Source organism: Pseudoduganella sp. GW821-FHT12E03, from assembly GCF_058807115.1.
In genome coordinates this window covers 644,764-665,762 of sequence record NZ_JBXAQJ010000002.1, presented here as the reverse complement: position 1 = coordinate 665,762, position 20,999 = coordinate 644,764, and the positions used below count along the sequence as shown (strand labels likewise).

The 20,999-nt window shown below is 65.4% G+C and carries 20 protein-coding genes; 4 read left to right on the top strand and 16 right to left on the bottom strand.

Going from position 1 to position 20,999, the window contains the following annotated elements; translation table 11 throughout:
• Positions 1–12 precede the first annotated feature (12 nt).
• The 6 genes from AC1RRC_RS06670 to AC1RRC_RS06645 form a co-directional block, all read right to left on the bottom strand.
• Positions 13–1,308, bottom strand: coding sequence for a hypothetical protein (locus tag AC1RRC_RS06670; protein WP_493054475.1), 1,296 nt, complete (start codon positions 1,306–1,308; stop codon positions 13–15).
• A 6-nt stretch (positions 1,309–1,314) separates the two neighbouring features.
• Complete coding sequence (locus tag AC1RRC_RS06665; protein ID WP_493054474.1) at positions 1,315–2,052, bottom strand: hypothetical protein; 738 nt, start codon at positions 2,050–2,052, stop codon at positions 1,315–1,317.
• A gap of 67 nt (positions 2,053–2,119) precedes the next feature.
• Positions 2,120–2,629 carry a hypothetical protein gene (locus AC1RRC_RS06660; protein WP_493054473.1) on the bottom strand — a complete coding sequence of 170 codons (510 nt, stop codon included), beginning with the start codon at positions 2,627–2,629 and terminating at the stop codon, positions 2,120–2,122.
• A 293-nt stretch (positions 2,630–2,922) separates the two neighbouring features.
• Positions 2,923–3,831 carry a dioxygenase family protein gene (locus AC1RRC_RS06655; protein ID WP_493054472.1) on the bottom strand — a complete coding sequence of 303 codons (909 nt, stop codon included), beginning with the start codon at positions 3,829–3,831 and terminating at the stop codon, positions 2,923–2,925.
• A gap of 9 nt (positions 3,832–3,840) precedes the next feature.
• Positions 3,841–4,548: a hypothetical protein gene (locus tag AC1RRC_RS06650; protein ID WP_493054471.1), complete on the bottom strand. Its 708-nt coding sequence runs from the start codon at positions 4,546–4,548 to the stop codon at positions 3,841–3,843.
• Positions 4,549–4,559: 11 nt separating this feature from the next.
• Entirely contained in the window at positions 4,560–5,240 is a 681-nt protein-coding gene (locus tag AC1RRC_RS06645) for a Spy/CpxP family protein refolding chaperone (protein WP_493054470.1), read from the bottom strand.
• 194 nt (positions 5,241–5,434) lie between these two features.
• Between AC1RRC_RS06645 and AC1RRC_RS06640 the strand changes: the two genes are divergently transcribed.
• Positions 5,435–6,124: a response regulator gene (locus AC1RRC_RS06640; protein ID WP_493054469.1), complete on the top strand. Its 690-nt coding sequence runs from the start codon at positions 5,435–5,437 to the stop codon at positions 6,122–6,124.
• A 2-nt stretch (positions 6,125–6,126) separates the two neighbouring features.
• Positions 6,127–7,926 carry an ATP-binding protein gene (locus AC1RRC_RS06635; RefSeq protein WP_493054468.1) on the top strand — a complete coding sequence of 600 codons (1,800 nt, stop codon included), beginning with the start codon at positions 6,127–6,129 and terminating at the stop codon, positions 7,924–7,926.
• A gap of 54 nt (positions 7,927–7,980) precedes the next feature.
• Here AC1RRC_RS06635 and dcd read toward each other — a convergent pair whose 3' ends face one another.
• The 8 genes from dcd to AC1RRC_RS06595 form a co-directional block, all read right to left on the bottom strand.
• On the bottom strand, positions 7,981–8,547 hold the full coding sequence (dcd, locus tag AC1RRC_RS06630) for a dCTP deaminase (RefSeq protein ID WP_493054467.1): 567 nt from the start codon (positions 8,545–8,547) through the stop codon (positions 7,981–7,983).
• A gap of 109 nt (positions 8,548–8,656) precedes the next feature.
• Complete coding sequence (locus AC1RRC_RS06625; protein WP_493054466.1) at positions 8,657–9,493, bottom strand: alpha/beta fold hydrolase; 837 nt, start codon at positions 9,491–9,493, stop codon at positions 8,657–8,659.
• A gap of 66 nt (positions 9,494–9,559) precedes the next feature.
• Complete coding sequence (locus AC1RRC_RS06620; RefSeq protein ID WP_493054465.1) at positions 9,560–9,715, bottom strand: hypothetical protein; 156 nt, start codon at positions 9,713–9,715, stop codon at positions 9,560–9,562.
• Between the two features lie 69 nt (positions 9,716–9,784).
• Positions 9,785–12,310, bottom strand: coding sequence for a DNA internalization-related competence protein ComEC/Rec2 (locus AC1RRC_RS06615; protein WP_493054464.1), 2,526 nt, complete (start codon positions 12,308–12,310; stop codon positions 9,785–9,787).
• A gap of 224 nt (positions 12,311–12,534) precedes the next feature.
• A complete protein-coding gene (locus AC1RRC_RS06610) occupies positions 12,535–13,338 on the bottom strand; it encodes a TatD family hydrolase (RefSeq protein WP_493054463.1) in 804 nt (267 codons plus the stop codon).
• Between the two features lie 11 nt (positions 13,339–13,349).
• A complete protein-coding gene (gene lolD, locus AC1RRC_RS06605; protein ID WP_493054462.1) occupies positions 13,350–14,048 on the bottom strand; it encodes a lipoprotein-releasing ABC transporter ATP-binding protein LolD in 699 nt (232 codons plus the stop codon).
• On the bottom strand, positions 14,041–15,306 hold the full coding sequence (locus AC1RRC_RS06600) for a lipoprotein-releasing ABC transporter permease subunit (protein WP_493054461.1): 1,266 nt from the start codon (positions 15,304–15,306) through the stop codon (positions 14,041–14,043). Before AC1RRC_RS06600 ends, lolD begins: the two co-directional genes overlap by 8 nt.
• Before the next feature lie 10 nt (positions 15,307–15,316).
• Entirely contained in the window at positions 15,317–16,624 is a 1,308-nt protein-coding gene (locus AC1RRC_RS06595; protein WP_493054460.1) for a lipoprotein-releasing ABC transporter permease subunit, read from the bottom strand.
• A 115-nt stretch (positions 16,625–16,739) separates the two neighbouring features.
• On the opposite strand from AC1RRC_RS06595, the gene AC1RRC_RS06590 reads away from it, so the two are divergent.
• Together AC1RRC_RS06590 and recJ are read left to right on the top strand one after the other, a co-directional pair.
• Positions 16,740–17,762: a hypothetical protein gene (locus AC1RRC_RS06590; protein ID WP_493054459.1), complete on the top strand. Its 1,023-nt coding sequence runs from the start codon at positions 16,740–16,742 to the stop codon at positions 17,760–17,762.
• A complete protein-coding gene (recJ, locus tag AC1RRC_RS06585) occupies positions 17,759–19,453 on the top strand; it encodes a single-stranded-DNA-specific exonuclease RecJ (protein WP_493054458.1) in 1,695 nt (564 codons plus the stop codon). Before AC1RRC_RS06590 ends, recJ begins: the two co-directional genes overlap by 4 nt.
• Positions 19,454–19,460: 7 nt before the next feature.
• Here the strand turns inward: recJ and AC1RRC_RS06580 are convergent, their stop codons facing one another.
• Together AC1RRC_RS06580 and def are read right to left on the bottom strand one after the other, a co-directional pair.
• Positions 19,461–20,447 (bottom strand): MEDS domain-containing protein, encoded by a 987-nt coding sequence (locus tag AC1RRC_RS06580; RefSeq protein WP_493054457.1) that lies wholly within the window; start codon positions 20,445–20,447, stop codon positions 19,461–19,463.
• 14 nt (positions 20,448–20,461) lie between these two features.
• Positions 20,462–20,998, bottom strand: a complete 537-nt coding sequence (gene def / locus AC1RRC_RS06575; protein ID WP_493054456.1) for a peptide deformylase — start codon at positions 20,996–20,998, stop codon at positions 20,462–20,464.
• Position 20,999: the final 1 nt, after the last annotated feature.

Genomic DNA, 20,999 nt, shown 5'->3' with positions numbered 1-20,999 from the left:
CTTGGTCGATTGCTACGGAACCACGGCACAGGTGGCGGATCGCCGCCCCGTGTCCAGCGTGCTGCGTAATGCCCAGTGCGTGAGCAGCCGCGCCAGCAGCATGCTTTCCTCCTCCGGGTCGAGGCGGCCATCGGCCCGCGCCTGCCCGATGACAGCGAAGGCCAGCGAAGGCGCCGCGTCATACAGCCGCTGCGGCGCGCGCCGCCACAGTGAAAACAGCAGCATCAGGCGGCGCGGCTGGCGCTGCGTCACACCCAGCGCCTCGGCCAGCGCCCTGCCGCGCAGCGCGGCAGGCCGGTGCCGCGCCAGCAACCGGGCCAGCGCCGGCATGCTCGCTTGCAGCTCCCGCATCAGCTTGCGCAACGCGGGCGGCAGGCCGGTCAGCGGGTAATACGATTCCCACAGCTGCGCCAGCCTTCGCCATTGCGGGTGCGGATACAGCAACTGGCCCATCGCGCAACTGAGCTGGACCCGGATCCACGGCATCGGGTGCGGGTCTTCGGTATCGAGCCGGAACACGAATACGCGCGGCAAGCTGACCACGCCCATCAGGCCCAGGGTCGCCACCACGCCGACCCGCGCCAGTGACCAGAAATCCGCCACGATTTCGGAAATCCACCGCTCCCACAGCCGCCACACGCGCGGCGGCCCGCTGGCCCCGCGCTGCATGCCCTGCAACACCGGCCGCAATGAATTGACGAGGTCGAGCAGCGCCGCACCCTGGTGTCCCACTTCATGCACCAGCGATGAGGCGATGCCGCTGCCTACCATGCGCTCGCGCGGCACGCGGATGATGGCGACCGGGTTGTCGCCGCCGCCCGGCAGGCGGGTACGGGCGCGCCGGATGGCCGCCCCCGGGCCCCGGTCCAGGTAGCAAATCACGGGCGGCGCGCTATACGGCTTGCCCGGCAGGCGCAGCGCGTCATCCGACACCACGTCGAGCCCGGACAGCCAGACGCCGTTTTCGTGTTCGCTGCGCTGTGTGATGACGTCGTTGAACAGATCGAATTGCGCCAGCGCCGCGTTGAATTTCAGCCGCAGCACGGTAAAGCGGCGCTGGGCTTCCGCTGCGCTGCTGTTGCGGCCGGCGGGACTGCGCAGCCAGGCCAGGTAGCCATCGACCAGCCGCCGCAAGGTGCGCCTGCCCTGCGCCAGATGCGCCTCGATGGCGCCTTGCGATGCAGGCGACAGCGCGGCGGCGGGCACCATGGGCTCGATCAGCGCAAAGGGCCGCACGCGCGCCAGGCGCACCAGCAGGGAGCGGGCTTCCTGCCCCAGCATCCACGCGGCGTAAGGACTGATGGCCATGATGGATCACGCGCCGTACAGGATGATGTTGCGGCCCTGCCGCGCCCAGCGCCCCGAACCACCGCCAGCGCCGCCGGCGCCCCCATTGCCGGCGCCCATGCCGCCCTGCATGGCGCCCGCGCCGTTACCGCCACGGCCCATGCCGCCGCGCCCTTGCGGTGCGCATTGGCCGCCGCCTTTGACCAGCAATCCCGGCGCATGCTTGCGCGCCGCGGCGGTGGCGGCTTGCTGGGCGATTGCACGGGGATCGCCGCCGCGCGCCTGCGAAGCGCCTTTCACCGTGTCGGCAGCCAGCCGCACGAAGGTGCGGGCGCCTTCGAATTCGCGGTCTTCGCCGGACAATTCGCCTTCCGCTTCCAGGCCCAGCGCACTGCCTGCGGCGGACGCCAGGCCGCTGCCGATCTTGGCGCCCAGCGGGCCGCCAAAGTAGCCGCCAATCGCGCCGCCCGCCATTGGCAAGGCTTTTTTCGCCACGCCTTTCAGCACGCCGCCCACTGCCTGGCCGACCGGCGAGCGGATCACATTGCCGGCGAAGTTTGCGGCTTTTTTCAGGAAGCCGCCCAGGAATTGTTCCAGTTCCGCTTCATTGGTCACGGACAGCAATTCGTTGGCCAGCTCCATTTCCTCGGCTTCGGACAGCAAGCCCGTTTCGCCGCCCCACTCTCCCTGGCCGAACTCGAACTGTTCGCCTTCGTAACCCATTTCCTGGCCGAATTCCAGGGTCGTGCGATCGATGTCATGCATGATAGTCTCCGGTGAAGGTACAACGACAAACGCCGGAACGGACACGCCGCCCGGACCAACAATCGGTTTATTCCGGTGCGGTGGCGCGGCCCGCATAGTGCAGCAAGCCCGGCGCGTGGCGCCGCGCCGCCAGCGCCAGCGCGGCCTGTACCCGCCGTGGCGCATCGGACGCGGCGCCACCGGCCTGCAATTCGTGCACGGCTTCGCGCATGAAGCGGGCCAGATGGCGCGCATATTCAAATTGCTTGTCTTCAGGGCTCAAGCCTTCCAGCTCCAGCCCGAACAGGGCGATGGCCTTGCGCTTGACGCCCGCGCCGCCAGCCGGCCAGAGCTGGCCCGCCAGCGTGGCCAGCGTGCTGCTGAGCAGGCGGCCCGGCGCGGTCCGCAGCACCGTGCGGCCGCTGGGGTGGCCATCGGCCACCAGGCCGGCGCTGAAAGCCGGCAAGCGGCCGGTGTCGGCTGCTTCCAGCAAGGCTGCGCCATCGGCAAGCTCCGCGTCGGATTCACGGCCGCTGGGCGTGTACACGCTCCAGGCGGGATCGGGCAGGTAACTGAGCAGGCGGCGGTTGGCGTTCATGGCGGGTTCCCTGGGCATGGCGCCGTGGCGCCTGTGCAGGGGTTGGTGCAAGCACCGTGCCAGAAGGATTAGCGGGGAAACGGGGAGATGGCGGCGAACGTAGCTTCGCGCTCGCCGAGGAATGCGGGGATACCGGCGAAAGTAGCTTCGGCGCGGCGTCCGTAGGGCGGTTTCCGCACGGCGGAAGCCGCCATGCCGGCGACAACGGGGCGCATGCAGGCGGCTCGCATGCGAACCGCCCTGCGGATTTTGCAGTGAAGGCAGGAACCTGGGATGTCGTCCCGCCGGCCGGGTTAGGCCACCACCGCCAGGGTCAGCGTCGCCACATAACCATCGGTGGCATTGCCCGTCATGCTAGCCAGCTGCAGCGAATAGCCATCGCTGAAGATGTTATCCGTCGCATAGCTGATGCGGCTGAGGTTGGTGACGCTGGTGGCATAGCCGCTGGTGGCATAGACTTCGTTCAAGCTTGCCATCGGGAACGTGAACTGCGACGTCTTGATCCGGTTCGATGCGTTCGCCGCCTTCGCCAGGGTCGCATACACTTCAAAGTGCACATGCGGCATGCGGCCATCGTAACAACCGGGGAAGATGGTGGTAAACGTGAGCTCGCCGTTGGCGTCGGCCTCCTGTACACCGCGCAGGTAATTCTGGTCCGTGACGCCGGACGAATACAGCGAATAGCGGCCCTCGCGGTCGCAATGCCACAGGTACACGGCAAAGTTGCTTGCATTGCCGCACGCATTGTTGGCGTTCAGGATCTTCAGTTTGATGGTCAGCGGAACGCCTGCCGCCGTGCCGGTCGGACCATTGAAACTGCTGCGGATATCCTTGCGCACCACGCCGCTCATGGTCAGCACATTGACCACGCCGCTGCTGTTGCTGTTGGTGCCGTCGCCTGGATACGGGCCGCCGGTTTCTTCCGGAATCACGCTGCAAGAGCCCGTGGTGCTGGTGCCCGTGCCCGTGCCGGTGCCGGTGGTGCCGGTGGTGGTGGTGGTGCCACTGGTGGACGTGCTGGTGGATGTACTGGTGGTGCTGCTGGTGGTGGCGTCACTGCCGCCCCCGCCACAACCCAGTACCGGCAGCGCGGCGGCGGAACCCGCCATCAGCCACAGCATGGATTTGCGCCGGCCCATGGACAGCTTGAGCATTTTATCGAGATCGGCCTGCAGGCCGTGGTCATGGTCGTGGGAGTGCATGGTGTTTCCTTATACCGAAGTGTTGATGAGGTTGCCGCTGCTGCCCGCACCGGGCAATTTGTCCGCCAGCGTCTGCAGGAAGCTGGACAGTTTGCCGCCGGCGTCGGAAGAGTCGGCGCCCAGTGCCTGCAACAGGTTGTCAAATGCGCTTTCCAGCGTGCTGGTGGCGGTGGCGGACGCCGTGCCGGCGCTGTCCGCGTCGTCCGTACTTGCCGTGCTGTCCGCACTGTCCGCCGCATCCGTGCTGCCGGTGCTGTCCGTGGACCCACTGGCGAGTTTGGAAATCAGGCTCTGCAAGTCCGCCGCCAGGCGGCCCGGACCGCCACCGGGGCCCCCCGGCCCGCCGGGGCCGCCGCCTGGCGGGCCATACGCCTGGCCATCCGGTGGCTGGCCACCCTGCCCGCCGGATGGCGCGGCGCTCCCCTGTTCATGCAGCGCGCCCATCAATTCATGCAGGAAGCTGCCCAGCGCCTGCGCGGCGTTGCCTTGCGTCTCCGTACTGGCAGCCGTCTGCGAACCATCGTCCGCCGCACCAGTGGTGGTCACACCGATGGATTGCAGCGCATCCGCCACGGCGCCAATCAAGGCGCCCCCGTCTGGTGGTGGCGGCGGACGATGGACGGGACCGGCGCTGCCCGCGCCGGATTGTTGTTGCACTTGAGATACCCACGCGGCCTGGCTGACGGCGCTGGAAGAAGTCACGGAACCGATCGTCATGGCGCCTCCGATCAGGAACGTGGACCGCGTTGCGGCAAACCGGCCAGGCGCTGCTCGACTTGCTTGCGCTGCTCCGTGGTCAGCACCGCCAGCAATTTCTGTTCGGTCCGGACCCGGGCCAGTTCCAGGTTCGACATGGCCTGCGCGGCGGCCTGGGCCTGCGTGGCGGCTTTTGCGTCGTCATACTGCGCGGCGGACGCCAGCACATGCAACGCTTCGCGCGCCTTGTGCAGCGCCTTGTCCTGTTCGCGGACGTACGGGGCCTGGCTGTGCAGGATGGTGAAGACTTTGTCTTGCTGCGATTCCGTCAAGCTCAATCCATGCAGGAATGGCGGCGGCATGCCGGGACCGCCCGGCGGCGGGCCCAAGCGTTGCGGGCCGTTCGCGTGGCCTTGCGGGCCATGGGGCCCTGGACCGCCTTCGGCGCCACCGGGTGCGCCACGGCCTGGCATGCCGGGGCCGCCATGGCCACGGCCCATGCGGCCACCGTCCATGCCGCCCATGGCGCCCATATTGCCATCCATGCCCGGTGGTGGCGGCGCATCGGCGCTCATGCCGGGTGCACCGCCGTAGCCGCCTGGCGCCGCCACGGCCGGTGCATCTTCGGCGGTGGCCATGGCGAACGGCAGCGCCAGTACGGCGGCCAGCATGCATTGTTGTACGATGCGGTGATGCTTTTGATTGGTTTTCATCGCGACTCCTCGTTGATTGATCAGTGCAGCCATTGTCCGGCGAGGGTATGTAAAGCGCGGTAAGCACAACGTAAAACCGTGTAAAGACACCCTACCGGGGTGGGTGTAAAAGCGGGTAAATGCCCACAATCGCTTCATCCTTGTGGGGTATGATGAATCATCAAAATTCAACCACTTTTACGATTAGCCGCAAGATGAGCAAGGTTCTGCTGATAGATGACGACATCGAACTGACGGGCATGTTCCAGGAATACCTGGAGCAGGAGGGCTTTGACGTGAAAACCGCGCACGACGGCGAGGCCGGCGCGGCCGCCGCGCTGTCGGGGCTGTATGCCATCGCGGTACTGGATGTGATGATGCCGCGCATGAACGGCCTGGAAACCCTGCGCCGCATCCGCGCCCACAGCAATATCCCGGTGCTGATGCTGACCGCGCGCGGCGACGACACCGACCGCATCGTGGGACTGGAACTGGGCGCCGACGATTACGTGGCAAAACCCTGCACCCCGCGCGAACTGACGGCCCGCATCCGCGCCATCCTGCGCCGCACGCTGGCCGCCCCCGCGGACACCGCCAACAACGCGCCGCTGGTGGTGGGCCAGTTGACGATGTGGCCGGAACAGCGCCGTGCCACCTGGGCCGGCAACCACATCGACCTGACCAGCACGGAATTCAATTTGCTGGAAGTGCTGGCCCGGAATGCGGGTAAGCCCGTCAGCAAGAACATCTTGTCGGAACAGGGCCTGGGGCGGCCAATGGCGCGCTTTGACCGCAATATCGATGTCCACCTGAGCAGCCTGCGCCACAAGCTCGGCACCATCGCCGATGGCCGTTCCTGCCTGCAAACCGTCTACCGGCTCGGATACCAGCTGATCAAGGATTAAACGTGGGCCGCCTGTTCTGGAAGTTTTTCTTTTCCATCCTGCTGGCGCAGCTGGCAGCCACGGTGGCCATCGGCGGCGCCGTGTGGCTGAAAAACCGCGACGCCTATCAACAGCGCCGGCTCGATATCGATACCGGTCCCCGCGCGGAAGATGCGATCGCCTCGGCCGCCGCCACGCTGGAATTTGGCGGCGTCAAAGCCATGCAAAGTTTGCTGGAAAATATGGACCGGCACCGCGTCCATGCGGTCGATGAACTGGGCCATGAATTGCTGGGCCGGATCGTCAAGCCAAACGCCGTGCTGGAAGCGCGCGATCTGCTGAAACAGGGCGACCGCCAGCGCGTGGTACGCGAAGTCAAGGCGCCCGACGGGCACCGCTATCTGCTGTTCCTGCCGCAGCGGGACATGCCCGGCCCGATCGGGCCCGGATCCCCGGAATTGTTTTCCGGCGCGGGGCTGGCCGGTATCACCACGGCGGCATCGGCATCATTCGGCCAGCCGGGGATGCCGCCACCGGATGGACCACGTATGCGTGGTCCCCGTCCCGGCGAGATGCCAGACGGCCCCGGCGGACGCCATGGGCCACGCAACGACATGCTGCATGCCGGCGACGGTGGGCCTTACGGGCCGCGCGGCGGTCCCGGCTACGATGCGGGCGGCCGCGCTCCCGGCGCCGGCGAAGGCGCCGAGCCGCCGATGGCCGGTGGCACCGGGCGTGCCGGTGCGCCGGGCGGGCCGGACGGATCTGCCGGCCATGGTGGCAGAGGCGGATTCGGCAACCCCGGCGGGTCCGGTGGCCCGGGCGGACCGGAAGGCTTCGGCGGGCCGGGCGGACCTGGGGGGCCGGGTGGTCCCGGCGGGGGCGACGGACCTGGCGGACCGCCGCAGCGCTTCCAGCCCCTGACGCCATTCATTCCGATTGCGGCAGCGATCATCGCGAGCCTGCTGTTCGCCGCCCTGCTGGCCTGGTATTTCGCCCGGCCGATCCGTTCACTGCGCCAGGCATTCGAAGCGGCGTCGCACGGCGACCTGCAAGCCCGCTTTGCGCACACGGCGGGCAAGCGCGGCGATGAACTGACCGACCTGGGCCGCGATTTCGATCACATGACCGCGCGCCTGCGCAGCCTGATCGATGGCCAGACGCGGCTGCTGCATGACGTGTCGCATGAACTACGCTCGCCGCTGGCACGGCTGCAAGCGGCGATCGGACTGGCGCACCAGCAGCCGGACAAAGCCCATGCCACCCTGCAGCGCATTGAACGTGAAAGCGTGCGCATGGATAAGCTGGTGGGCGAGCTGCTGACACTGGCGCGCCTGGAATCCGGTTCCGTCACGACGCCCAAGGAAGCCGTCAACATGGCCGAACTGCTCGATGAAATCGTGGCGGACGCGGAATTCGAAGCGGCATCGTCGGACCGCGCGATCGAATTGCGCGGCGAAGCCGATGTCGCCGTACTGGGCCAGGCCGACTTGCTGGCGCGCGCGATTGAAAACATCGTGCGCAATGCGATCAAGCACAGCCCGGAAGGCGGCACGGTGCGGGTGGAACTGGACGCCGATGAAGCGAAGCAGCGCCTGCATATCCGCGTGCTGGACCGGGGCCCGGGCGTGGCGGAGCAAGACTTGCAGACCATATTCCAGCCCTTCTACCGCAGCTCCGACACGCCAAAAGATGTCGAGGGTCACGGCCTGGGCCTGGCCATCGCACAGCAAGTGGTGCACACCCACGGCGGCACGCTGGCCGCCGCCAACCGCGAAGGCGGCGGGCTGTGCGTGCAAATTACCTTACCGGTTGCCGAATAAAAAACAGCGCGCCTTGTTTGCACAAGCCGCGCTGTTTGGATGCCTGGCGTAAGCTTACGCTTTCGGCAGGGTCACGCCATGCTGGCCCTGGTATTTGCCGTTGCGGTCCTTGTACGAGACTTCGCAAATTTCATCGCTCTCGAAGAACAGTACCTGGGCGCAGCCTTCGCCCGCGTAGATCTTTGCCGGCAGCGGCGTGGTGTTGGAAAACTCCAGCGTCACGTAGCCTTCCCATTCCGGTTCGAACGGCGTCACGTTGACGATGATGCCGCAGCGCGCGTAGGTCGATTTGCCCAGGCACACGGTCAGCACATTGCGCGGGATGCGGAAATACTCAATGGTGCGGGCCAGCGCGAACGAATTCGGCGGGATGATGCAAACGTCGCTCTTGATGTCCACGAATGAATTGGAATCGAAGTTCTTCGGATCGACGATGGTGCTGTTGATGTTGGTGAAGACCTTGAATTCATCAGCACAGCGGATGTCGTAGCCGTAGGACGAGGTGCCATATGAAATCACTTTGCGGCCATCCTGGGTGCGGACCTGGCCCGGTTCGAAGGGCTCGATCATGCCATGCTGCTCCGCCATGCGGCGTATCCATTTGTCGCTCTTAATCGTCATCGCAAAACCATTTATTCAAGATTGCAGGCAGGCGCCAGGGCCCGAATACCCGGGATTTTACAAGAAAGCCCCGAGTTCAAGAATAATTTTGCAATCTACGGCCTATTTCTTACGCCCTGCGGCGGCGATGATACGCGTCACGGCTGCCGGTTGTCGCCAGCAATTCCGTGATCAGTTCATGCACGGTTTGCGCCGTCAATTCCGGCGACTCCATCGGGAACAGGTGGCCGCCGGGCAGCATGCGGATATGCTTGCCGACCAGTCGGTGCGTCGCTTCCAGCCCCGCCATGCGGTTTTCCTCGGATTCCGTGCCGCCTATGAAACCGGCCGGCACCTGCAAGCCGCCGCCCACCAGCTTGCCCACATGGTGCGGCAGGCTGCGGTACACCGCGGTCTCGTTTTCCCGCGTAAAGCGCAGTTGCACGCCGTCCGGGTGCGCCGTCAGGCCGGCATCGATATAGTCGCGCAACACGCCTGGCGCCCACGCGGCGAATAAATCTTTCGATGCGAAGTGCTGGTAGGCCGCGTCGGCATCGGGCCAGACATTGCGGCGCCGCGCGGAAAAGCGCGCGGGCGAAAACTTGTCGGCAATCGGCGTCTTGCGCATCACGCGCAGCACCAGCGCACGCCAGCCCGCCACCACCGGCGAATCGAGCATCACCACGCAACGCACCAGGTCCGGCCGCCGGGCCGCCGTCATGACACTGAGCATGCCGCCCAGCGAATGGCCCAGCAGGATCACGGGTTCCGTGTAGTTTTTTTCCAGTTCATCGACCAGTTCCCGCACCAGGTGCGGCCAGCCGGTCCGGACCGGATAGGCGGGGTTGTGCGCATGCATGTCGAGCGCACCGATGTGGTAATGCTCACCCAGCAAGTCGAACAGCTTGCGGTAGGTGCCCGCCGGGTAGCTGTTGGCGTGGGCAAAATGGATTTGTGGTTTTTTCACGGCGTGCGCCTCCTCGTTTGAATACATTGTAAAGAGGCTGCGTCATTAATAAATAGAACGCTTGCTCTAATCCCTGGCCGATGTTGGCGGCGCTGGTGGTGCGGGTTTGTCGATGATAAGGACGTGCTTGTCCACGGTCTTGTCCTGTTGGCGCTGCTGCACGACCTGGGTGGCGACGGCTTTTTGCGGGACCACGGGTTTCGGGTGGCGGGGGAACAGCATGGCGATCCTTCGTGGCTGGGCAGACAGAGAAGATCAGGGCGCTTGGTTGTTTTGCAAGTGGTTAATACTTCAGCGCCCATACCAATACCGCGCATGGTCGCGCCGATAAGCGTCCACCGAAATCGTCTTACTGAATGACAGCGTGACAGCCCCCTCTTCGTCCGTCCGTAGCGACCGGATGCCCAGCGCATCATAACGTGCCCAGACTTGGCGCTGTGGATGGTGATATCGATTGCGGTAGCCGACCTGGAACAACGCGACGGATGGCCCCACCGCACGCAGGAAGGCTTCTGTAGACGACGTGCCACTGCCATGGTGCGGCGCCAGCAATACATCCGCACGCAGGCTGCCCGGGACGCCCGCCAGCAATTGCGCTTCCTGGGCTGCCTCGATATCGCCGGCCAGGATCACCGCCCTGCCGCCGGCGCCGATCTTCAGCACGCAGCTGCGCGCGTTGGGTTTCAGTGCGGAGTCGCCGTAACTGCCCGCCGGCGGATGCAGGAACTCAAAGTCCACGCCGTCCCAGCGCCAGTGCTGGCCCGCCGCACAGGGTACATGCTGCCGGGCGGCCTGCACCAGCGGGTGGTGGCGGTGCAGCGACGACGCCATCCAGCCGATCTCCCTGCCTTGCAAGACCGTCAGCGCGCCACCGGCATGATCGCTATCGCTATGGCTGACGACCACGCCGTCGAGACGGTGAATGCCGCGTGCTTTCAAGTACGGCAGGATGACCCGGTTACCGCCGTTTGATTCGGCGGCATACGCCGGCCCGGTGTCGTACAGCAGGCGATGACTTGCGGTCTCCACCAGCAGCGCCATGCCCTGCCCGACATCAAAGGCAATCACGCGGAATTGCCCGGACGGCGGATGGTCCGGCTGCGCCAGCAACAGCGGCAGCCAAGTGGCCAGGCCCAGCCAGCGTACCGGCCAGCCGCGCGGCGCCAGCATCCAGGCGGTTCCTGCCAATGCCCAGATAAATGCCCACACCGGCGGCGCAGGCGCCGACCAGACCGCGTGCGGCCACGCGCTGATCCATTGCAATGCCTGCGCCAGCAGCCATACGGCGCCGTGCGCCAGCCGCAGCAATGGAAAACCAATGAGTTCCGGCAGCAAACTGCCGATCAGCGCCAGCGGCGTGACGAGCAGGCTGATCACGGGAATCGCTATGGCATTGGCAATCGGGCTGGCCAGTGAAAACTGGGCAAACAGCAGCATGGTCAGCGGCACCAGCCCAACCGTCACCGCATATTGGACATGAGCCGCCGCCTTGAGTCCGGCAACGGCCCTGGCCAGCCAGCCACGCAACCTGGCGCCGGGTTCGCCACCTGCCCTGCCGCCGCCGTTGGTGACCGGGGTGGCCGCCGCTCCACGACTGTTCGTTAATTGCATATTTAAGTCGCCCGCCACAGCCATCACGTACGGGCGCCCCGGCCGTCCCGCCGTCGCGTACAGGATCGCCGCGACCGCACCAAACGACAGCCAGAAACCCGGCCACATCACGGCCCACGGGTCCAGCAGCACGGTGACGGAAGCGGCCAGGCACAGCACGTGCGTAATACCGGCCAGCCGGTCCAGCCACAGCGCCACGGCAATCACGGCCAGCATGTACAAGGTGCGTTGCGCAGGCACGCCGAATCCGGCCAGCAGCACATAGGTCAATGCCGTCAGCAAACCCGCCACCGCCGCCACCTTTTGCGCGGGCAGCAGCAACGGCAATTGCGCTTGCGTGAAAAACGACCGCCGCCACAGCGCCGCCGCGCCCCATGCCACCAACCCCGCGATCATCGTGATGTGGAGCCCGGAAATGCTGACCAGGTGGGCAATGCCGGTGCGGTTGAATACTTCCCAGTCGGACTGGCTGATGGCGCGCTGGTCGCCGATCACCAGTGCCACAATGACGCCGGCATAGTCACGGTCCGGCAAAGCGCGCCAGATACGCTCGCGCAATGTCGCTCGGGCCCGCTCCACCACAATACCGAAGCCAGGGATGAAAGTGGACAAACGCCGGTTGCCGGCCTGCTGCCGCACATATCCGGTGGCCCGGATACCTTGCTCCAGCAGCCAGAGTTCGTAATCGAAGCCATGGGGGTTGGCGTTGCCATGCGGGCGCTGCAAGCGCACCGTCAGTTGCCAGCGTTCACCCGGCTGTACGTCGCCGATCTCGTTGACCTCCCCTCGATAGCCGGCAAACCAGGACAGTGCTATGCGGGGCGGGATGGGCGTGCTGTTGCCCTTGACCTGTTCCACATCGAGATTAAAACGCACACCCTGCGCCGAGCGGTTGGGCAGGCTGGCGATGATGCCGGTGATGGTGAGGTCGCTGCCTTCGTCGGCTTGGGACAATTGATCGGACAGCGCGCCAGCGGCCAGCAGCGCGGCCCAGAAAAAGCCGGTGGCCAGCCCGCAGGCGACGCTGGCGCCGTGCCGCGGGAGGGTGACACCGCGTTGCCTGGGCAACCTGTGCAAGACGCAAGGCATCAACGTGGCCAGTGCCAGCACGCCAGCCAGTGCGGCAGCGGGATGGGACGGCAGTGCCGCCTGCGTTTGCAGCAACAACGCGCCGCAAACGAACCCTACCATCGCGCTTCGGGCCATGGCGCCCTCCCTTGGGGGAAAGGGTCAGTATCGGAGCGCGCGAGCCGTAAGGAATTGACTTGGCACAGGAGCGCGGATGCACGGATCATCCCGGACCACTACACCGGCGGGATTTTAGTATGCGATATCAGCGGATCGTGCGGCTTCGTATAGCGTAGCAGCCGTTAGTCATACCGCATTTGAGGGATAGGTGGCCCCATGACCAGGTGTCAGCAGCTACCGGCTCAACCGCCCAGCAACGCCGCCATCCTCGGCAAGATCGCCCTGGCATTGGCCGTCGTCACATCCCTCACCTCATCCACGCCAACACCGCGCAACTGCGCCAGCACGTCACCAATGCGCGGCACCTGGTCCGGCGTATTGACACCCGGATGGACCCAAGCCGGTGCGATGTCGGGCGCATCGGTTTCCATCACGATGGCCGACAGCGGCAAGTCCGTGGCCAGCCGCCGAATTTGCAAGGCGCGGGTAAAGGTCAGGTTGCCGCCGAAGCCCAGCTTGAAGCCAACGTCGATATAACCCTGCGCCTGCTGGAAACTCCCGTTGAAGGCGTGCGCGATGCCGCCATTCGGCGTGATTTGCCGCACGTGTTTTAAGACCTGGTCTTGCGACTTGCGCACGTGCGTCAGCACCGGCAGGTTGAAATCGCGCGCGATGCGCAACTGTTCGCGGAAAAACAGGATTTGTTTGTCGCGCATGGCCGGTTCATTGAGGAGCGGGATAAAGAAATCCAGCCCGATTTCGCCGATACCGATAAAACGCGGATCGTCCATGGCCGCTTCCACGCGCGCGCGCAGCACGGCGAGATCGTCTTGCGCCGCATTCGGCACGCAGATCGGGTGGATGCCCAGCGCATAACAGGTGTTGCCGCGCTGTGCCGCCAACTGCGCCACTGTTGCCAGGTTGCCCCGGTCGATGGCGGGGATCACGATCATGCCGACGTCCTGCTGTTGCGCTTCGTCCGCGATGTCGTGCGCACGGGTGCCGAATTCGTGGGCGTCGAGGTGGCAATGGGTATCGATCCACATGGTCCGGCTCCTCAGGATTCCTGCTGCAACCCCTGGTCGGTCAGGCGCAGCACGCGATCGCAGCGGCGCGCCAGTTCCACGTCGTGCGTGACGATGACGAAGGCCGTGCCCAGGGTACGGGACAATTCCAGCATCAGGTCGAACACCTGTTCGGCCGTCTGGTGATCGAGGTTGCCGGTCGGCTCGTCGGCCAGCACGCAGGCCGGCTGCGTCACCAGCGCGCGGGCCAGCGCCACGCGCTGCCGTTCGCCGCCCGACAGTTCGCCCGGCACGTGCGTGACGCGCTTGGCCAGGTTGACCCGCGCCAGGATCTGCTGCGCCTGTTCATGCGCCGTTGTCCGCTTCATGCGCCGGATCATCAGCGGCATGGCGACATTGTCCAGCGCCGAGAATTCCGGCAGCAAGTGGTGGAACTGGTAGACAAAGCCCAGCGACGCATTGCGCAAATCGCCGCGCGCCGCTTCGCCGAGGCTGGCGAAATCCTTGCCCAGCAGGGACACCATGCCGGTGCTTGGCGTATCGAGCCCGCCCAGCAAATGCAGCAAGGTGGATTTGCCGGAACCGGAGGCGCCGACGATGGCGACCCGTTCGCCGCGCCGCACATCGAGGTCGATGCCGCGCAGGACCGGCACGGAATACGCGCCCTGCGTAAAGGTTTTACCAAGGCCGCGGCACGACAGTACGGCGGCGCCATTGTTGATGTCATTCATAGCGCAATGCCTCTGCAGGTTTCACACGGGCCGCCCACCAGCTGGGGTAAATCGTGGCCACGAAGGCCAGGATCACGGACACGATGCCGATCCGGATCACGTCCGGCCAGCGCATGTCCGACGGCACGGTGCTGATGTAATAAATGTCTCGCGACAGGAATTGGATACCCAGCGCGCGTTCGATGAACGGCACGATGATGTCGATGTTTTGCGCCACCACGACGCCGCCCAGCACACCGGCCGCCGCCCCCATGATCCCGGCAATGCCGCCCTGGATCATGAAGATTTTCATGATCGACGCCGGCGACGCGCCCAGGGTGCGCAGGATGGCGATGTCGGCCTGCTTGTCGGTCACCGTCATCACCAGGGTCGATACCAGGTTGAACGCGGCCACCGCCACGATCAGCGCCAGCACGATGAACATCATGCGTTTTTCCGTCTGTACCGCCGCGAACCAGTTGGCGTTCAATTTGGACCAGTCGCGCACCTGCAAGCCGCCGCCCATCATGGTTTTCAATTCCGCCGCCACTTCCGGCGCGCGGTGCATGTCGGCCAGTTTTAAACGCAGGCCGGCGGGGCTGGACAAACGCAGCATGCGCTGCGCATCCTCGATGTGGATGAACGCCATGCCGGCATCGAATTCCTGGTGGCCCGCCTGGAACACCCCGGCCACCGTGAAGGCCCGCATGCGCGGCACCACGCCGGCCGGCGTCACCGTGCCCTGCGCCAGCATCATGGTGACCTTGTCGCCGATATTGACTTGCAGCGAGCGCGCCAGGTCGATCCCCAGCACGATGCGGAATTCGCCCGGCTGCAACGCGTCAAAACTGCCATAGCGCGTGCGGCCCGCCACGTCGGACACCTTGGGCTCCTCCTGCGGCAGCACGCCGCGCACCACGGCCGGGCGCAGCGCTTCGGCGCCATGCTGCAGCATGGCCTGGGTTTCCACGTAGGGTGCGGCGCCCCTGACTTCCGGGTGCTTGAACGCCTGCCGCGCGCTGGCGCGCCAGTCCGGCATGCCCGTGTCGGGCTCGAACACTTCGACGTGCGCCAGCACCGACAACATGCGGTCCGTGACTTCCTTCTGGAAGCCGTTCATGACCGACAGCACGATGATCAGCGCCGCCACGCCGAGCGCGATGCCGGCCAGCGAAATAAACGAGATAAACGAAATAAAACCATTGCGGCCGCTGCGCCTTCCGGCGCGCGTATAGCGCAAGCCGATCAGCCATTCGTAAGGGAGTTTTTTCAATAACATGCTCAAGCCCTTACTCGTAGCGCAGCGCTTCGGCTGGTTTGACTTTCGCCGCGCGCCAGCTGGGGTACAGCGTGGCGACGAACGCCAGGCCGACCGCCGTGGCGGCAATCGCGCCCACATCGCCCCAGCGCAGGTCGGACGGCACCGCGCTGATGAAATAAATGTCCTTCGACAGGAACTTCATGCCCAGCAGGCGTTCGATGCCCGGGACGATCACATCCACGTTCAGCGCCAGCAGCACGCCGCCCGCCACGCCCAAGGCCGTTCCCAGTACGCCCACCAGCGCGCCCTGCACCATGAAGATCTTCATGACCGAGGCTGGCGACGCGCCCAGGGTGCGCAGGATGGCAATGTCGGCCTGCTTGTCGGTCACCGTCATCACCAGCGTGGCCACCAGGTTGAAGGCCGCCACCGCGATGATGAGCGTGAGGATAATGAACATCATGTTCTTTTGCGTGTGCACGGCGGCAAACCAGTTGGCATTCAACTGCGACCAGTCGCGCACCAGCATGCCGCCCGCCATCATCTGCTTGAGTTCCGCCGCCACCACGGGTGCGCGGTGCGTATCGGCCACGCGCAGGCGCAGGCCGAACGGGCCGTCGAAGCCCAGCAGGCGTTCGCCGTCTTCCAGCGCGATGTACGCCAGGCCGGAATCGAATTCATTGTGACCGGCCTCGAAGGTGCCCACCACGGTGAAGATGCGCATCGATGGCGCGGCGCTCAAAGCCTCGGCGGGATTGGCCCCGCTTTGCGCCAGCGCCATGGCGACCTTGCCGCCCACCGTGACTTCCAGCGCCTTGGCCAGCTCCACGCCCAGCACGATGTTGTAGGAACCGGGACGCAGCCCGTCGAAACTGCCCTGCTTGGCCAGGTGCGTGACGCCGGATACCTTGCCTTCGAATTCAGGCAGGATGGCGCGCACGATGGCGGGCCGCAGTTTATCGCTGCCATGCACCAGCATGGCCTGGGTTTCCACGAACGGCGCGGCGGCCTTGACTTCCTTGTGCTGCGCCACCTGGCGCGCCACCGCTTGCCAGTCCTTCATGCCGCCGCCCCGCACGTCATACATTTCAATGTGCGCCAGCACGGACAGCATGCGTTCCGTGACTTCCTTCTGGAAGCCGTTATACACCGACAAGACCACGATCAGCGCCGCCACGCCCAGCGCGATGCCGGTCATGGAAATGGCCGAGATGAAGGAAATGAAACTGTTGCGGCCACTGCGCTTGCCGGCGCGCGTATAGCGCAGGCCGACCAGCCATTCGAATGACACATTCGCTGGCTTGCTGGCGCCGCCGGTACTGCTGGGTGAAGTCATGGGACCCGGTCAAAATCAGAATGAGCCCGAATTTTGCCACATTGGCAGCGTTTCATGCGTGAAACAGATAACGTTGCGGCCATCGCGGCGGTCGGCTACGGTAAAATGGAAGGCTATGAAGCAGCTTACCGTCGTCGTCCCTCACGCGCTGATCCCCACCGAACTTGCCAAAGACCTGACCCGCGCCTATACCGCGCCGGCACTGGCAATGTTGCTCGGCAGGCATTCCACACGCACCCTCACTGTCACCGAACCGGATGCGCGGCTGTTGCCGCATGAAGCCTGGCTGGCGCAGCGCCTGGCCGGAACCGCCGGCGACCAGCCGCCACTGGCCCATGCCGCCATGCGCGCGCTCGGCCTTCCGCAGCAGGAAGGCTGGTGGTTCATGGTCCATCCGGTGCACCTGGCGCTGGCCCGCACCCACATGGTGCTGGGCGACCTGCGCAACCTGCGCCTGGACGACGCCGATGCCCGCGCGCTGTTCGATGCCGCGAAACCGTATTTCGACGAAGTGGGCAAGACCCTGCTGTATGGCGACGCCACCACGTGGTTCATGCGCGCCGACGACTGGCGCACCATGCGCACCGCGTCACCCGATGCCGCCATCGGTGAAAACCTGGCCGACTGGATGCCGGACGGCCCGGCCAAACGCGACTTCCGCAAGCTGCAAAATGAAGTGCAAATGCTGTGGCACGCGCAGGCTGTCAACGAGGCCCGTGAACAGCGCGGGCTGGCGCCGGTGAATTCGTTCTGGATGTGGGGCGGATCCGAAGGTGCGCCGCCTGCGTTGCCGGAACTGGCGGAAATCGCATGCCTGCCATGGCTGTCCGTGCTGGCCACGCCGGCGTTGCGTGGCGCCGATGCCGCTGCGGTGCTGGCTGGCCCGGCCGACACCATCGCCGTGCTGGGCGCCGCCCTGCCCTCCGGCAAAGAGGCCGACTGGTCGGCATGGCTGATGCACATGCAGCAGCTGGAGGAACAATGGTTTGCGCCGCTGCTGGAGGCGCTCCGCAGCGGTCGCGTCAAGGCCCTCGACCTGGTGCTGACCAGCCGCACCCATGCCGTCACGTACACGATCACCAAAGGCGCCTTGCGCAAATTCTGGCGCAGCCCTTCCCTGCAAGGTTTAATCGCATGACCCGTATTGCCATCCGCCCCATTCCTTTCCGCGAATCCGAAATGCTGCGCCAGGGTGGCATCCACCCTGTGCTGGCGCGCCTGTTCGCGGCGCGCGGGCTGGCCGACCCGAAGGAATTGTCCAGTGAACTGGGCGCGTTGACACCGCCCGGTGGCTTGCTGCACATCGACAAGGCCGCCGTCTTCCTGGCCGATGCGATTGCCGCGAATAAACGCATGGTGATCGTGGCCGACTATGACTGCGACGGCGCGACCGCCTGCGCGGTGGCGCTGCGCGGCTTGCGGCAATTGGGCGCAATGGTGGACTTCATCGTTCCCAACCGCTTCGAATACGGCTATGGCCTGACGCCGGAAATCGTGGAACTGACGGCGCGTGAAAAGCAGCCGGACATCATTATCACGGTCGATAACGGCATTGCCAGTGTGGACGGCGTGGCGGAAGCGAACCGGCGTGGCATCGAAGTGGTCGTCACCGACCACCACTTGCCCGGCGATACGCTGCCGGACGCGCGCGTGATCGTCAATCCCAACCAGCCGGCATGCGGCTTCCCCAGCAAGCACCTGGCGGGCGTGGGCGTGATGTTTTACGTCTTGCTGGCGTTGCGCGCGGAATTGCGTAAGCGCGGCGTGTTCGACGCCGCCACCCAGCCCAAGCTGATCGAGTTGCTGGACTTGGTGGCACTGGGCACGGTGGCCGACGTGGTAAAGCTCGACAGCAACAACCGCATCCTGGTGGCGCAAGGGCTGAAGCGCATGCGCGCCGGTGCGATGCATCCGGGCGTATCCGCCCTGTTCCGCGTGGCCGGACGCCAGGCGCGCAGCGCCACGCCGTTCGACCTGGGGTTTGCGGTCGGTCCGCGCCTGAACGCCGCGGGCCGGCTGGAAGACATGTCGCTGGGGATCGAATGCCTGATTACCGACGACGAAGACCGGGCCTGGACGCTGGCGCAGCAGCTCAATGAAATCAACCTGAAACGCCGCGAAATCGAAGCGGACATGCAGGACACCGCGCTGCTGCACCTCGATACATTCGAACCCGCCAACAGCACCACCATCGCGGTCTTCGACGAATCGTGGCACCAGGGCGTGATCGGCATCGTGGCGTCGCGCCTGAAAGAAAAATTCTACCGCCCCACCATCACGTTCGCGCCGGCCGGAGATGGCTGGCTGAAAGGGTCAGGGCGCTCGATCCCCGGCTTCCACTTGCGCGATGCGCTGGACCTGGTGTCGAAAAAAGCCCCCAGCCTGATCGACAAATTCGGCGGCCACGCGATGGCGGCCGGCCTGACCATCCGCGCCGAGGCGTTTGACGCCTTCTGTGCGGCGTTCGAGTCGGTGGGCCGCGCATGGCTGTCGGAAACTCAACTGGAGCGCGTGGTCGAAACCGATGGCCCGCTGGACGACGACTGCTACACCACGCAATTCATTGCGCTGATGGATGGCCAGGTCTGGGGCCAGGGTTTCGCGCCACCCGTGTTTTGCGACGAATTCCGCGTGGTCAGCCAGCGCATCCTGAAGGAGCGCCATTTAAAGCTGCTGCTGGAAAAGAACGGCATGCGCTACGACGCGATCTGGTTCGGCCACACCGATGCGCTGGGCGACCGCGCGCGGGTGGCGTTCAGGCTCGATGCGAATGAATATAACGGGGTGACGCGGGTGCAGTTACTGGTGGAGCACGCCGAGCCGGTATAAGCCGCGCTTACGCCGCTTCCGGCGCTTCGCGCGTGAAACAACGCGTAAAGCGCAACTGGTCGTCGACGAAATGGCCGTTCGAACGGATCACAACGTGCCTGACCGTGCCGTCCTTGCAGCGCAATCGGGCAGGCTGGTCGCGGATGATTTCCCCCTGCCGCACGCGCGCAAGGATGGAGGCAATGACGTCCTGGTCGGCATGGAATTGCGCGATTGGCCGGCCCACGTATTCGCCCCAGCGGTAACCCAGCATGTCCAGTTCCGCCTTGTTGGCCCACAGGATCGTGCCGTCAGGGCCGACACTGTGGATGCCTTCGGCCGCGTTGTCGAGGAAATGCGCGAAGTCGAGGTGCGCCAGCGTCGCCAGCCCGGCGGGATCCGGCGCCCCGTCCGGCCGCGCCAGTTCCGGGCAACTGCAATCGGGCTCTCCCCTGGGCTCGCACCCGGCTTCGTGCTGATGTTCATGCCCCTGCCCGCCGCAATGGTCGTGCCGGTCGCAGATCTGCCGGAACGATTCCGCCTGTTCTGCGGAAGGGAACAGGTTCCACTTGTAGGCGCAAAACAGCGAAAACGTGCACGTCTGCGCCAGTTCGTTCCACAGTTCTTCCAGCGCCACCGCCGCGTCATACTGCCCGTCGGCGCACAGCACCGCCACCATTTCGCCATAGGCCCGCACCGTGTCGTGGCTGTCAGTGGCGGCGCGCACCACGGTGCCGACCACGGCATCGAAACGCGCGCGGTCGGGCCAGCCGTCGACCATGAAACCGGCCAGCGTGGCCGCCGCATCAAGCGCCACCAGGCGGTCCGCCGCGTGCGGCACCAATGTGCCCAGTTCACGGCGCACCGCTGCGATGCGCTGCCCGGTGGCGATGATCAGCGCGCTCCCATGTTCCACCGCATTGCTGAGATAACAGGCAATGTCGGACACCAGCGGTCCGTCGTCATGGTAAAAACGTACGAAATGCTCGGACTGCCGCTGAATTTTCGTGGCCATTCTGCCCTTTCCCGTCAATCGTCGTCGTTTGGGTCCAGTTCCGGAAACATCACTGACGTAAACCCGAACTTGGTGAAATCCCTGATCCGCATCGGGTACAGGATGCCGTGCAAATGATCCACCTCGTGCTGCACCACGCGCGCATGGAAGCCGTCGGCATCGCGCACGATGCGCTGGCCCAGCTGGTCGTAGCCTTCGTAATGCAGTTGCGTGTAGCGCGGCACGCTGCCGCGCAGGCCCGGCACCGACAGGCAGCCTTCGAACGCTTCTTCCTGCGCGTCCGACAATGGCGTGAGCACCGGGTTGATCAACACGGTTTCCGGCACTTGCGGCGCGTCGGGATAGCGCGGGTTGTTCTTGAACCCGTAAATCACCAGCTGCAAATTCACGCCGATCTGCGGCGCGGCCAGGCCGGCGCCATTGGCCGCATGCATGGTGTCGAACATGTCGGCGATCAGCGCGCGCAATTCCGGCGTATCGAATTGCGTGACCGGTTCGGCCACGCGCAGCAGGCGCGGGTCGCCCATTTTCAGGATGTCACGGACTGCCATG